The 13,528-nt window shown below is 44.0% G+C and carries 13 protein-coding genes; 12 read left to right on the top strand and 1 reads right to left on the bottom strand.

Going from position 1 to position 13,528, the window contains the following annotated elements; translation table 11 throughout:
* The first annotated feature begins 55 nt into the window (after positions 1 to 55).
* The gene (locus tag DYI25_RS11025; RefSeq protein WP_213368686.1) at positions 56 to 805 is read left to right on the top strand and encodes a 16S rRNA (uracil(1498)-N(3))-methyltransferase; all 750 of its coding nucleotides are present in this window, start codon (positions 56 to 58) and stop codon (positions 803 to 805) included.
* Positions 806 to 810: 5 nt separating this feature from the next.
* Positions 811 to 2,163 carry a tRNA (N(6)-L-threonylcarbamoyladenosine(37)-C(2))-methylthiotransferase MtaB gene (gene mtaB / locus DYI25_RS11020; RefSeq protein WP_213368685.1) on the top strand — a complete coding sequence of 451 codons (1,353 nt, stop codon included), beginning with the start codon at positions 811 to 813 and terminating at the stop codon, positions 2,161 to 2,163.
* A 187-nt stretch (positions 2,164 to 2,350) separates the two neighbouring features.
* Here mtaB and DYI25_RS11015 read toward each other — a convergent pair whose 3' ends face one another.
* Complete coding sequence (locus DYI25_RS11015; protein WP_213368684.1) at positions 2,351 to 3,271, bottom strand: Na/Pi symporter; 921 nt, start codon at positions 3,269 to 3,271, stop codon at positions 2,351 to 2,353.
* Positions 3,272 to 3,482: 211 nt separating this feature from the next.
* Between DYI25_RS11015 and rpsU the strand changes: the two genes are divergently transcribed.
* The 10 genes from rpsU (at position 3,483) to ybeY (ending at position 13,519) form a co-directional block, all read left to right on the top strand.
* Positions 3,483 to 3,656 carry a 30S ribosomal protein S21 gene (gene rpsU / locus DYI25_RS11010; protein ID WP_015595024.1) on the top strand — a complete coding sequence of 58 codons (174 nt, stop codon included), beginning with the start codon at positions 3,483 to 3,485 and terminating at the stop codon, positions 3,654 to 3,656.
* A 17-nt stretch (positions 3,657 to 3,673) separates the two neighbouring features.
* Positions 3,674 to 4,120, top strand: a complete 447-nt coding sequence (locus tag DYI25_RS11005) for a GatB/YqeY domain-containing protein (protein ID WP_213368683.1) — start codon at positions 3,674 to 3,676, stop codon at positions 4,118 to 4,120.
* Between the two features lie 248 nt (positions 4,121 to 4,368).
* Complete coding sequence (locus DYI25_RS11000) at positions 4,369 to 5,655, top strand: nodulation protein NfeD (protein WP_342032515.1); 1,287 nt, start codon at positions 4,369 to 4,371, stop codon at positions 5,653 to 5,655.
* A gap of 156 nt (positions 5,656 to 5,811) precedes the next feature.
* The gene (gene floA / locus DYI25_RS10995) at positions 5,812 to 6,816 is read left to right on the top strand and encodes a flotillin-like protein FloA (RefSeq protein ID WP_213368681.1); all 1,005 of its coding nucleotides are present in this window, start codon (positions 5,812 to 5,814) and stop codon (positions 6,814 to 6,816) included.
* A gap of 34 nt (positions 6,817 to 6,850) precedes the next feature.
* Positions 6,851 to 7,420: a hypothetical protein gene (locus DYI25_RS10990; protein ID WP_213368679.1), complete on the top strand. Its 570-nt coding sequence runs from the start codon at positions 6,851 to 6,853 to the stop codon at positions 7,418 to 7,420.
* Between the two features lie 117 nt (positions 7,421 to 7,537).
* On the top strand, positions 7,538 to 7,822 hold the full coding sequence (gene yqfC / locus DYI25_RS10985; RefSeq protein ID WP_213368677.1) for a sporulation protein YqfC: 285 nt from the start codon (positions 7,538 to 7,540) through the stop codon (positions 7,820 to 7,822).
* 15 nt (positions 7,823 to 7,837) lie between these two features.
* Entirely contained in the window at positions 7,838 to 9,025 is a 1,188-nt protein-coding gene (gene yqfD / locus DYI25_RS10980) for a sporulation protein YqfD (protein WP_213368674.1), read from the top strand.
* 2 nt (positions 9,026 to 9,027) lie between these two features.
* Positions 9,028 to 9,987 (top strand): PhoH family protein, encoded by a 960-nt coding sequence (locus DYI25_RS10975; protein ID WP_213368672.1) that lies wholly within the window; start codon positions 9,028 to 9,030, stop codon positions 9,985 to 9,987.
* Positions 9,988 to 10,868: 881 nt separating this feature from the next.
* Positions 10,869 to 13,052, top strand: a complete 2,184-nt coding sequence (locus tag DYI25_RS10970) for an HD family phosphohydrolase (RefSeq protein WP_213368670.1) — start codon at positions 10,869 to 10,871, stop codon at positions 13,050 to 13,052.
* The gene (gene ybeY / locus DYI25_RS10965) at positions 13,049 to 13,519 is read left to right on the top strand and encodes an rRNA maturation RNase YbeY (RefSeq protein ID WP_213368668.1); all 471 of its coding nucleotides are present in this window, start codon (positions 13,049 to 13,051) and stop codon (positions 13,517 to 13,519) included. The genes DYI25_RS10970 and ybeY overlap by 4 nt, the downstream gene beginning before the upstream one ends.
* Positions 13,520 to 13,528 lie beyond the last annotated feature (9 nt).

The raw sequence follows: 13,528 nt of genomic DNA, 5'->3' as shown, positions 1-13,528 counted from the left end.
AGCGCTTGTCGGGGATGACCAAGGCGCTTGCGCTTTTCAGAAAGCGGGTGCTGTGGTGCAGCGGTATTTTATTGATGTACAAGGGAATATGGAGCAGTTCAATATTAGCGGCGATGATTATCATCACATTGTACGTGTTATGAGGATGAAGGCTGGGGACGAAATCATCTGTGTCACTTCAACGGGAAAAAGTGCGGTTTGCCAGATTGCAGAAATTACCGATGAAATCGTTGTGGCAAACGTTGTAAAATGGGAGGAAGGGACTACGGAGCTTCCGGTCCATGTCGTGATTGCGAGCGGTCTGCCCAAAGGGGATAAGCTCGAATTGATTATCCAGAAAGGTACTGAACTCGGTGCCTATGAATTTGTCCCCTTTACCGCATCCCGCTCGATCGTTAAATGGGACGGCAAGAAAGCTGCCAAAAAGGTTGAACGCTGGCAGAAGATTGCCAAGGAAGCTGCTGAGCAGTCCCATCGCACATATGTTCCAGAAGTGAAAGAGCCGATTAGTTTTAAAGAATTGGTCAAAGCGAGCGATGAGTATACTTATAAGCTAGTTGCTTATGAGGAAGAAGCGAAAGAGGGAGAAGCTTCTGTCCTTTCTTCTACTCTCGCGAAATTGGGAAAAGGCGACAGCCTCCTGATTGTATTTGGTCCAGAGGGAGGATTGACCTCCGAGGAAGTCGGCCTTTTAAATAAGAATGGATTTTTAGCATGTGGTCTCGGGCCGCGCATCTTGCGTACAGAAACAGCACCGCTTTATGCTTTGTCTGCTGTTTCTTATCATTTTGAATTATTGAGGTGAAGATAATGCCTACAGTTGCTTTTCATACATTAGGTTGCAAGGTTAACCATTACGAAACAGAAGCCATCTGGCAGTTATTTAAGGAACAAGGATACGAGAGAGTAGAGTTTGAGTCTACTTCAGATGTTTATGTCATCAACACCTGTACGGTCACGAATACTGGGGACAAGAAGAGCCGCCAGGTCATCCGCCGAGCTGTCCGCAAGAATCCGGACGCTGTTATTTGTGTTACCGGCTGCTACGCCCAAACATCGCCAGCAGAAATCATGGCGATCCCTGGCGTTGATATCGTTGTCGGAACACAGGACCGCGTGAAAATGCTCGACTATATCGAACAGTACAAGCAAGAGCGCCAGCCAATAAATGCGGTTGGCAATATCATGAAGAACCGTGTATATGAAGAGCTTGACGTACCTGCGTTTACGGATAGGACAAGGGCTTCATTAAAGATCCAGGAAGGCTGCAATAACTTTTGTACTTTCTGTATCATTCCCTGGGCACGCGGTTTGATGAGATCCCGTGATCCACAGGAAGTCATCCGCCAGGCACAGCAGCTTGTCGATGCAGGTTATAAGGAAATTGTCCTGACAGGCATCCATACAGGCGGCTACGGTGAGGACATGAAAGACTACAACCTTGCTGCGTTGCTTCGTGATCTCGAAGCGCAAGTTAAAGGCATAAAGCGCCTGCGTATTTCTTCTATTGAGGCTAGTCAGATTACAGATGAAGTGATTGAGGTAATTGATCAATCCAATATTATTGTGCGTCACCTGCACATCCCGCTCCAATCAGGTTCTGACACAGTGTTGAAGCGTATGCGCCGTAAATACACAATGGAATTTTTCGGTGAGCGTCTTGACCGACTTAAGGAAGTATTGCCAGGATTGGCAGTTACTTCAGATATCATTGTCGGTTTCCCGGGTGAAACGGAAGAAGAGTTCATGGAAACCTATAATTTCATCAAGAAGCACCAATTCTCAGAGCTGCACGTCTTCCCTTATTCAAAACGGACAGGTACGCCTGCTGCAAGAATGGAAGACCAGGTTGACGAAGAAGTGAAGAACGAGCGCGTTCACCGATTGATTGAGCTTTCCAACCAGCTTGCAAAGGAATATGCTTCCCAGTTTGAAAATGAAGTGCTCGAAGTGATTCCTGAAGAGATCTACAAGGAAGATCCAGAAAGCGAACTTTATGTAGGCTATACAGACAACTATTTGAAAGTTGTATTCCCTGCTACAGAAGATATGATTGGCAAAATCGTGAAGGTCAAGATTGCAAAAGCAGGCTATCCTTACAACGAAGGACAATTTGTCCGCGTACTGGAAGATGAAACAGTAGCTGAACAAGCTGTTATGTAGTTGAATGACTAAAGAGCTGGCATTTTGCCAGCTCTTTTTTTGGATCTAAGGTCCGATTTAGTTAGGTAGCGTCCTTATTTTAGGAGATATCGAGCACAGTTTAGAATATATCAACGAAAAATAAAATAAATCGACCACATTTCCGTTTTTTTTCGTCCAAATGTGATTTTCAACCTTAATAACGTTCTTACTTTCCATGAATGAATTCAATCATCTTGCCGAATTTCTCGGCAACTGGAAGAACGAGCAATGAAGCGACTATGTTGTAAATGACACTGACATGTGCCAGCTGGACTTCCGGTCTTGTGGCAGACATCGGAGCAAGTGCAGCTATCTGGTCGATGAAAAGATAGAAGACTGCTGCGCCAGCGATATTCAGCCATACGTGCGCAAATGCAGTAAGCCTTGCTTCTTTGCCTGCGCCAATGGACGCTAGCATGGCGGTAATACAAGTGCCTATATTGGCACCAAGCATCGCAGCAATAGCGGAATCCATGCTTAATGTACCTTCAGACAGAAAGCCCATTATGATTCCGGTCATCGCAGTACTTGACTGGATCATAGCCGTTACAACAGTGCCAGATATAATGCTGACCAAATGGCTGTTGTTCAGGTTGGCTAGCGCAAGTTCCACAATTGGCAAGCTGGTAACAGGGTCAGCGAGGAATGTGAAGCCCCGCATTGCAGCAAAAACAGCAGCAATCCCAAAAGAAATTGCACCGATGTTCTGCCATGTTTTATTTCGCGATACCATTAAAATCGCACCAATAACAGCAAAGGGCACGATAAATGCATCGATGTTGAAAGTAATGATTTCTAGCGTGAAGGTTGTCCCTATATTCGATCCAAGGATGATACCGATTGATTGCGAGAATTTCAGCAGGCCGGCAGAGATCAATCCAATCGTGATGACCATGACAGCGGAACTGCTGTGTAAAAGTGCTGTCGCTATGGTCCCGGCAATCAATCCTTTTAGGGGTGTATCAGTCATGACCGTCAGCCAGTTCTTCATTCTGCTTGCGGATAGCTCAAACAAGCCTTTTCGAAGCAATGTCATGCCACCGATGAAGACGGCAAGGAATAATAGGAAAAATAATAGATAGACCATTGGACTCCCCCTCCCATTTAAATGTATGAAAAGGAGGGCAGGACATGCTAATAAAATTTGTAGTCTGTATGTTATCCTGCAAAAATACATAATGTAAAAACAAGGGCTAATTACAGTTGACCTCATGCCAGTGTTATATTATAATTGCAAGGTACATGGTTTCCCATGTGTTTTGGTGTTAGTGTGTTGTGCTCGGAGGGAGGGAAAGAGAATGTCTAAAACTGTCGTTCGTAAAAACGAATCGCTTGAAGATGCTCTTCGACGCTTCAAACGTACTGTATCTAAATCAGGTACTATCCAAGAAGCTAGAAAGCGCGAATTCTACGAAAAACCTAGTGTAAAGCGTAAGAAAAAGTCTGAAGCTGCTAGAAAACGCAAGTTCTAAGAGAGGGTGGAATCAACTTGAGCCTGCTCGAGCGTTTAAATAATGATATGAAACAAGCGATGAAGAACAAAGAAAAGGACAGACTCACTACTATTCGGATGGTCAAAGCATCACTGCAAAACGAAGCAATCAAGCTCGGCAAGCAGGAGTTATCCGAAGAAGAAGAGTTAACTGTACTTTCTCGTGAAGTGAAGCAACGCAAAGATTCCCTCCAGGAATTTGAAAAAGCAGGTCGTGAAGACCTCGTTGAAAAGATACAAACAGAATTAAAGCATGTCGAAATTTACATGCCACAGCAGCTTAGCGAAGAAGAAGTGACGGCAATCGTCAAAGAAGCTATCGCGGAGACCGGTGCGGCATCGAAAGCCGATATGGGTAGAGTAATGGCTGTCATTATGCCTAAATTAAAAGGTAAAGCAGACGGATCTCTCGTTAATAAACTTGTACAACAACACCTTTCATAAAAAGCTCGAAGGCCGCAGGGATATTCTTGCGGCCTTTTTAGCGTATAATAATAGGTGTCATCTAATAGTACCTTGTGCTTCATTGAAATACATAAACTTTCAAAAGAAATTAGACTGAATTCTTTTTTTTGAAATCGTAAGAAATCAATGAAACCTTTTGATGTACCAATGCGTATTAACACTATGGCCTTATTTTTAAAAATGGAGGTGCCGAATTGAAAATAAAATCAGTGATTGCGAGCATCATCATCCTCTTGTCACTGGCCAGTTGGATCAATCCTTTCACTGCAGATGCGGATCAAAAAGTGGTCTATGTAGTGCCGATTGAGGAAACGGTGGAAAAGGGCTTGCTTGCCTTCCTGGAAAGAGCGGTTGAGGAGGCGGAAGAGGCAGGTGCAGAAGCAATCATTTTTGATGTAAATACACCTGGTGGAGCGGTTGACGCAGCTGGCGGTATCGGTAAGCTGCTGACAAGCACTGACTTGAAAACAGTTGCATTCGTCAATAAGCGGGCATTATCCGCAGGTGCCTATATTTCTCTTAATACCGATGAAATTTATATGGTTCCCGGATCCACAATGGGTTCTGCTGCAATTATTGACCAGCAGGGAAATACAGCTGATAAAAAAGCAGTTTCCTATTGGTTAGCCGCTATGAAAGCAGCCGCCGTTGAAAGTGGAAGGGATCCGATTTACGCCCAGGCAATGGCCGATGAGAGCATTGATCTGCCGGATCTGAATGCAGAAAAGGGTAAGCTTCTTACCCTGACGGCGGAGCAGGCGCTTGAAGTTGGGTATTCTGAGGGGACTGTTAAAAACCTCGATGAATTATTGGAAAAGCTAGGCTATGAGAATTCAGAAATCAGGAATGTGAATGAGACTTTCGCTGAAAAGCTGGCGAGATTCATAACGCATCCAGTCGTGATCCCGATTTTAATGACTATCGGAAGCTTAGGGTTGGTGCTTGAGTTGTACTCTCCAGGATTTGGTCTACCTGGAATTGCGGGCTTATCAGCTTTGCTCCTATTCTTCTACGGCCATATGGTTGCTGGTCTAGCTGGTTTTGAAACGCTGATTTTGTTCGCGCTAGGTATCGGGCTGATCCTGCTTGAGTTATTCATTCCAGGCGGAATTGCCGGAACCATTGGCTTATTAGCTATCTTTGCAAGTTTCTTTATGGCATCTGATAATGTGGTCCATATGGGAATCTCGTTACTGATCGCCTTGACTGCGTCCATCGTTTTATCTATTTTAATGATAAGGGTGTTTGGAAAAAAGATGAAATTTTTCAAAAGAATCATACTGACAGATTCAACAAGCACTGAAAAGGGATATGTATCCAATAAAAACCGTCTTGAACTGATTGGGGTAGAAGGGGTCACGTTGACTCCCCTCAGACCTTCAGGAACGATCGTTGTTGACGATGAACGCATTGATGCAGTCAGTGAGGGTGGATTTATTGCAAAGGACAAGAGAGTTAGAATTGTTAAAACGGAAGGCTCGAGAATTGTGGTTAGAGAGAGTACAGAAATCTAATTTGTTTTTTTCATTGTATTGTTCATTGAGGTATTCTTGCCACGACGTATCGATAAAGTAACAAGTAGAGATAAAAACCAATGGTCTTTGAGTTTATTTGGTAAAATAGAGAAGATTCAAAGAACATGGAATAATATTTTTTAGGAGGCAGTTCATATGGATGCAAGTACAGCATTTGTTTTAGTAGCAATTGCACTCGGGATCATTTTCCTTGGTGTTTTGCTGACATTCGTACCGGTAATGCTATGGATTTCAGCATTAGCGGCAGGAGTCAGGGTCAGCATTTTCACGCTGATTGGTATGAGGTTAAGAAGGGTTATCCCAAGCAGGGTCATCAATCCGATGATCAAGGCGCATAAAGCGGGGTTGAATGTTACAACGAACCAGCTTGAAAGCCACTATCTTGCTGGAGGTAACGTAGACAGGGTTGTAAATGCACTGATTGCTGCACACCGTGCGAATATTGAGCTTTCATTCGAAAGAGCGGCAGCGATTGACCTTGCCGGCCGTGATGTATTAGAAGCGGTACAAATGAGTGTAAATCCAAAAGTAATTGAAACACCATTCATCGCTGGTGTGGCTATGGATGGAATCGAAGTAAAGGCTAAAGCAAGAATCACCGTAAGAGCAAACATCGACAGACTTGTCGGGGGTGCTGGTGAAGAGACAATCGTTGCCCGTGTAGGTGAGGGTATTGTATCGACTATCGGTTCTTCTGACAACCATAAAAAAGTGTTGGAAAATCCGGATATGATTTCGCAAACAGTTCTTTCCAAAGGACTGGATGCAGGGACTGCTTTTGAAATTCTATCGATTGATATTGCAGACGTTGATATCGGCAAGAATATCGGTGCCGAGCTTCAAACAGAGCAGGCAGAAGCGGATAAGAAGATTGCCCAGGCAAAAGCCGAAGAGCGTCGAGCTATGGCCGTAGCTCAAGAACAGGAAATGAAAGCGCGCGTTGAGGAAATGAGAGCGAAGGTCGTCGAGGCCGAAGCAACTGTACCATTGGCAATGGCGGAAGCGCTGCGTGAAGGCAATATTGGTGTAATGGATTATATGAACATCCAGAATATTGAAGCTGATACCGATATGAGAGGGTCCATCGGCAAGCTTACAAACGGTAATAAAGATAAAAACAATAATAACAATAATAACTGATGAGAGAACCCGGTAAAAGAAAGGGGGACTCAAGATGGAACTTTTATATGAACTTTTCAGCAACCCAATTGCTCTGTTCATTCTGATCGGTGTGATCTCCAGTCTGTTCAATAAAAAGAAAGATGGCCAGCAGCCTCAGCGCCGACCGGCCAGGCCATCTGGTCCGATGCAACAACCAGGACCGGCGAGGCAGCCTGGTCCTGCGCCTGCCAGGAGGCAGCCGGCAGAGGCCAGGGCTGAGCCTCGATCTGATATTGAAAAAGATTACGAGCCTGGATATGACCCTCGCAGGGAAGCAAAACGAAGCCGGGATTCAGGCAAGCGTGACCAGGGGGATACTGGTGCTGAAATCCTTAATGATATCCAGAAGGTTTATCTAGAAAGAAAGCTTCAGTCTGAGGAGCAGATGAACAAACAGAGATCAGGTAAAGGCCGGATGTCTTCTGGTGATTCATCGGGTCGATTGAATCAAAAAAGAGAACAAAAAGAACCTGAAATTGACTTCCAGCCAGACAGGGACAACGTGGTAGAGGGATTGATTTGGGCTGAAGTCCTTAGCAAACCGAGGGCGAAAAGGCCATATAACCCGGTCAGGAGAAATTAGGCAGAGACTCTGCCTGCATCCACTGGGTTTGGAAGAATGCGTAGGCATAAAGTTAAAAATGGTGCTAGAACCTTCTTTTTTCTCATACATATGAGATGAAAGGGGGTTCTTTTTTTTATGGCAAAAAAATGGGGCCAGTATGTACGCAAATGGATGACACAAAAAATGGATCTTCCTCAAGATGTCATGATGGATCTCCCTAGAATCACGATGGTTGGGCAAGTCCATATCTATATAGAGAATCACCGGGGTCTGCTAGCTTTTTCGGATGGCGAGGTGCGGTTGTTGATCAAAGGGGGCCAACTGATCGTCAAGGGAAAAGCGTTTGTAATCAAGACCATATTGCCTGAAGAAATCTTACTTGAAGGTAAAATTGATCAGGTTATTTATATAAATGATTGATTGAGGGGGAGACGAATGAAAAACCAATGGATTCACACCTTTTCTGGAACAGTCAAGGTGAAATTGACTGGAAAGGGAATAGAAAGATTTTTAAATCAGTTGACACGCAGTGGTGTTTCGATATGGAATGTGAAAAAGCATGGATCTGAGGCCGTCACCTTTTATGTCAATCTTCAGGATGTAAAAAAACTAAGGGTTCCAGCAAGGGAAAGTAATTGCAAAATCAGGTTTTTGGAGAGGGCGGGCGGCCCTTTCATTTTAAAGAAATTATGGACAAACAGTGGGTTTTTGGCCGGGGCATTTTTATTTTTAGGCTTAATTATGCTTCTATCGAACATGGTTTGGGGAATAGAGATTAAAGGTGCGAGCCCAGCGACTGAACACCAAATTCGTAAGGAATTGGACAGGATGGGTATTGGCGTCGGTAAATTGCAGTTCTCTATAGATAGTGTGGAGAGTATTCAAAAGGAGCTGACAGATAAAGTAGGAGCGCTGACCTGGATTGGTGTGGAGCTGAAAGGGACGACCTATAATTTTCAGGCTGTGGAAAAGAGTGAGCCGAAAAAAGCGGAAGTAATTGGGCCGAGGCACTTGGTAGCCAAAAGAAAAGCAGCTATCTACAAGATCTTTGTGGAAAAAGGGGAACCTGTTGTTGAAGTGAATGATTATGTTATGCCGGGCCAGCTTCTTGTTTCCGGCCTGTATGGAAAAGAAGATGATCTGAAAGTAGTGGCGGCTGAAGGTGAAATTCTAGGTGTGACATGGTATTCAACCAAGGTGGAATTGCCTTTGAAGAGTACGTTTCAGGTATACAATGGCAATGAAAAAAGGAAATATTCACTCGTATTCGCAGGCAAGTCTATGCCCGTATGGGGGTTCGGAAAACCTGATTTCAGTGAATATGAAATCGAAGTGACTGAACAGCCTGTGAGATTTTTTAAATGGGAACTCCCTGTGATGGTTGAAAAAAAGACCATTAGGGAGCGGGAGCAGGAAACACGCATCTATTCGAGAAAAGAAGCAATAGAGAGTGCAAAAGAATTAGCGAGAAAGGATATAAAAAACTACCTTCCTGAAAATGCTATCATTAAAGGGGAAAAAATTTTACATCAGTCAATCGAGAATGATAAAGTAAAGCTAACCACACATTTTACAATCATTGAAGATATAGCAGAAGGACAACCAATTATTCAAGGAGACTGAGAATGACAGAAGACTTAAAAACGATGGAAATACTACTAGCGAATCCAACTGAAGCCGTTTCATTATTCGGCAATGCAGATATGAACCTAAAGCTGATTGAAAAGGAGCTTGGTGTCTCGATTGTAACCCGGGGAGAGTCAGTAGGAATTTCCGGACCTGAGGACAAGGTCGAGCTGGCCCAGGCTGTTTTGGACAATCTGCTTGCTGTTATCCGCAAGGGTATCAGCATTAGCCAGAGAGAAGCCGTTTACGCGATTCAAATGGCCGAGAAGGGTACTCTGGAATATTTCAAGGATTTATATGATGAAGAAATCAGTAAAAACGTTAAGGGTAAATCGATCAGGGTCAAGACTCTTGGCCAAAGACACTATGTTAATGCCATCAAAAGCCGCGATCTTATTTTTGGCATTGGGCCAGCTGGTACGGGAAAAACGTATCTTGCGGTCGTTATGGCAGTCACGGCACTTAAGAATGGTACTGTGTCCAAAATCATCTTGACTAGACCAGCAGTAGAGGCAGGAGAAAGCCTCGGCTTCCTTCCAGGGGACTTGAAGGAAAAGGTAGATCCTTATCTCCGCCCATTATATGATGCCCTGCACGATATCCTTGGCACTGAACATACATTGCGCCTTATAGAGAGAGGAACAATTGAAATTGCACCTCTTGCCTATATGAGGGGGAGGACACTTGATGATGCATTCGTTATCCTGGATGAGGCGCAGAATACGACACAAGCCCAGATGAAGATGTTCCTGACTCGCCTGGGATTTGGGTCTAAAATGATCATTACTGGAGATACCTCCCAGATTGATTTACCAAAAGGGGCAAAATCAGGATTGGTTGAGGCAGAAAAAGTTTTGAAGGATGTCTCTGGAATCTCTTTTGTGCACCTTGAACAAGCTGACGTAGTCCGGCATCCGCTTGTCGGCCGGATCATAGAAGCATATGGTAAAAATGAATAAACACCTTAGTCCGCTCTTGGTAAACGAGAGCGGACTTTTGCATTCGCTCTTGTATCAGCATTCTCACGGGTTCTGGGTGTTTTCGCGAAGGATATTGAACTGACTTTTGATTAGGGGAACATTAAAATATCGAAAAGAGTTTTTGCTTATTATAGATAAAGCCACGCTTAGACATCTGCAGAATGGGACTAATTTTAAATAGAGGTGAAAGTTGAAGAAAAAACTGATATGATGGTACATAAAGTTAGGTATATTTCCCAGTTATTCTCAAGCTGGCTCTATTTTATTGAAAAAAATTACAAGTATGCATTCCACTTTGAGAAGTGTCTAGCTCCAGCGCCTAGCCCCCTCGATCGTTACGGTCCTGCCAATGAAGTCAAAAAGCGACTTCACTGTCAGGCCCTCTGAGGCACACGACGTGCCAACCCGCCAGCCACACGATGTGGCGTTTTAGGCGGGCAGCGCTTGTCGGGGCTGAGCAAGGCGCTTGCGCTTTTCACTTTATAAGAATTTAAACTTTTGCACTAAGATTAGTGTCTAGCTCCAGCGCCTAGCCCCTCGAGACGCTTCGGTCCTGCCAATGAAGTCAAAAAGCGACTTCACTGTCAGGCCCTCTGAGGCACACGACGTGCCAACCCGCCAGCCACACGATGTGGCGTTTTAGGCGGGCAGCGCTTGTCGGGGCTGAGCAAGGCGCTTGCGCTTTTCACTTTATAAGAATTTAAACTTTTGCACTAAGATTAGTGTCTAGCTCCAGCGCCTAGCCCCTCGAGACGCTTCGGTCCTGCCAATGAAGTCAAAGTACGACTTCACTGTCAGGCCCTCCAGCGCTTGTCGGGGCTGACCAAGGCGCTTGCGCTTTTCAAATAGGAGGGCTGTATATGGAAAAGCTGCAGGTCCAATTAACTGCCATTTTGAACTTGTTGAATATAAAAATCTTTCGGGTTTTGTTATTTTTACTGATTGGTGTCGTGATGTATTCGGCGATGTACACCAATGTAAAGCCTGAAAAGCTAAATTTGGAGCTCTTTTCTGTGGCAGAGCAAACCATCCGGTCGCCTATTACGATTGAGGATAAAGAAAGCACAGAAGCAAACCGCAGGAAAGCGGTCGAGCAAGTCAAGGATGTATATAGGGTCAAGAGTGAATATGCACAGAACAGGGTTGATTTGGTCACTTCGATTTTTGGTTCGGTTTCAGAAGTCAATGATGAAGCACAGGAAGAGATCGAACAGAAGAAAAAAGCAGCTGAAGAGGCAGATGTGGAAGACGTTCCTGCCCCTGAAGGTCCGACTACTGAAGAAAAACTGGCAAAGTTAAAAACGAAATTGACTGAGAATGAAACGAAAAGTTTATCTGACGAAGTATTTATTACTTTACTTCAAGCTCCGAAGGAAGAGCTTCTGGTTGCCAAAGACCTCACTGTTACAGCTATCAATAATACGATGAAACGCAGTGTTCCCGCAGATGAAGTAGAGAATGCAAAACTAAGTGTAGAGGAAGAATTAAAGTATACAAGTCTAAGCAGCAGCTTAAAGAAGGCAGTCATTGAAATCGGCCGTTATGCAGTAGTCCAGAATGAATTCTATGACCCAGAAGCTACTGAAGACTTGCGCCAGCAAGCTATGGACAGTGTTGAACCAGTAAGAATCCTTGAAGGGCAAATTCTCGTGGATGAAGGCCAGCTGATCAGCAGGGAAGTCTATAAAAAACTCCAGCTTGTTGGTCTGTTGGAGAGTGAAAATTCCTATAAGCCTTTTATTGGGCTTGGTATGGTTGTAGCGTTAATCCTATTTGCTTTGTATGTTATTTTTAACGAAATGGAAAACGCCGACAAAAAGCAGAAGAACCTTTTGATTTTCAGCATTATTTTTATTACCACTATATTGTTGATGAAGCTGGTCAGTCTTTTTGACGAATTTGAATACTCGGAGATTGGCTATATCTTCCCTGCTGCAATGGGAGCGATGTTAATCAAGATTTTAATAAATGAAAGACTGGCTTTGTTTCAGGTAGCAATCATGGCTGTTTGCGGTACTATTATCTTTAATGAGGGTATTACTGGGACATTGAATGTGACGATAGGGACTTATATATTAATCAGCGGTTTGGCTGCTATTTTGTTTTTACAGAAACAGAATCGACGTTCAAAAATACTTCAAGCAGGTTTGATTGTGTCGGTGGTTAATCTCATAGTTATCCTTTCCATTCTGTTTTTGAGGAACAGCCAATATTCCGGCCTTGAATACGGTTTTTATTTTACCGCTGCTTTCGTTTCCGGTATTGTTTCTGCTGTATTGACAATCGGTTTACTGCCATTTTTTGAAGCAGGGTTTGGTATTCTCTCAACTTTAAGGCTGATTGAGCTTTCCAATCCAAACCACCCGCTATTAAGAAAGATTCTTACGGAAGCTCCAGGTACGTATCATCACAGTGTTATGGTGGCCAATTTATCAGAAGCGGCTTGTGAGGCGATAGGGGCAAACGGGCTTCTTGCCAGGGTCGGGTGTTATTATCATGACATCGGGAAGACGAAACGGCCGCAATTCTTTATCGAAAACCAGATTAACATGGATAACCCGCACGATAAATTGCCGGCGTTGACAAGCAAAAATATCATTATCGCCCATGCGACCGATGGAGCGGAGATGCTCCGCAAGCATAGGATGCCAAAAGAAATCATTGATATCGCAGAACAGCACCATGGCACCACATTGCTCAAATTCTTCTACCATAAAGCGAAGCAAAGCGGGCATGAAGTTAAAGAGGAGGATTTCCGCTATCCCGGACCAAAGCCACAAACGAAAGAGTCTGCGGTCATTGGGATTGCGGATAGTGTTGAAGCTGCTGTACGTTCGATGGCGCATCCGACCCATGAGCAAATTGAAACGCTAGTACACAATATCATTGGGGACCGGCTGCAGGATGGCCAGCTGAGTGAGTGTGACATCACGTTGAAGGAGCTGGATACCGTCGCTGATACGCTTTGTGAAACATTGAAGGGAATTTTCCACTCAAGAATTGAATATCCAGAAATGAATAAGCAGAAGGTGAAGCAGGCATGAGTTTAGAAGTTGATTTTTTGGATGAAATAAATGAATTAACACATCAAGAATTGCATGAAATTGAAAAATTGCTGAACTATACGGCAGAGAAGGAGAATGTTCAGGAAGGGAGCGAACTTTCCGTTACATTCGTGTCGAATGAAAGAATTCAGGAAATAAACCGTGAATATCGTGACAAGGATCGCCCGACAGATGTCATTTCTTTCGCACTGGAGGAAATGGGTGAAGGGGAGATGGAAATAGTCGGAAAAGATATACCGCGGATTCTAGGCGACATTATCATTTCCGTTCCAAAGGCAAGGGAACAGGCAGAAGAATATAACCATTCTTTCATGCGTGAACTGGGATTCCTCGCGGTCCACGGTCTCCTGCATTTATTAGGCTATGACCATATGAATGAACAGGATGAAAAACAGATGTTTGACAGACAAAAAGAAATCCTGGATGGGTATGGGCTTGGCCGCTAAAAAACAGAG

Source organism: Mesobacillus boroniphilus, from assembly GCF_018424685.1.
GTDB classification, from domain to species: Bacteria; Bacillota; Bacilli; order Bacillales; family Cytobacillaceae; genus Mesobacillus; species Mesobacillus boroniphilus_A.
This window is presented reverse-complemented; position numbering and strand designations above follow the sequence as displayed.

Bases quoted from the DNA above. Each gene is read 5' to 3' on its own strand.
- mtaB (WP_213368685.1), top strand. From the start codon at position 811: ATGCCTACAGTTGCTTTTCATACATTAGGTTGCAAGGTTAACCATTAC.
- DYI25_RS10975 (WP_213368672.1), top strand. From the start codon at position 9,028: ATGACAGAAGACTTAAAAACGATGGAAATACTACTAGCGAATCCAACT.
- floA (WP_213368681.1), top strand. From the start codon at position 5,812: ATGGATGCAAGTACAGCATTTGTTTTAGTAGCAATTGCACTCGGGATC.
- DYI25_RS10990 (WP_213368679.1), top strand. From the start codon at position 6,851: ATGGAACTTTTATATGAACTTTTCAGCAACCCAATTGCTCTGTTCATT.
- ybeY (WP_213368668.1), top strand. From the start codon at position 13,049: ATGAGTTTAGAAGTTGATTTTTTGGATGAAATAAATGAATTAACACAT.
- yqfD (WP_213368674.1), top strand. From the start codon at position 7,838: ATGAAAAACCAATGGATTCACACCTTTTCTGGAACAGTCAAGGTGAAA.
- rpsU (WP_015595024.1), top strand. From the start codon at position 3,483: ATGTCTAAAACTGTCGTTCGTAAAAACGAATCGCTTGAAGATGCTCTT.
- DYI25_RS11015 (WP_213368684.1), bottom strand. From the start codon at position 3,271: ATGGTCTATCTATTATTTTTCCTATTATTCCTTGCCGTCTTCATCGGT.
- yqfC (WP_213368677.1), top strand. From the start codon at position 7,538: ATGGCAAAAAAATGGGGCCAGTATGTACGCAAATGGATGACACAAAAA.
- DYI25_RS10970 (WP_213368670.1), top strand. From the start codon at position 10,869: ATGGAAAAGCTGCAGGTCCAATTAACTGCCATTTTGAACTTGTTGAAT.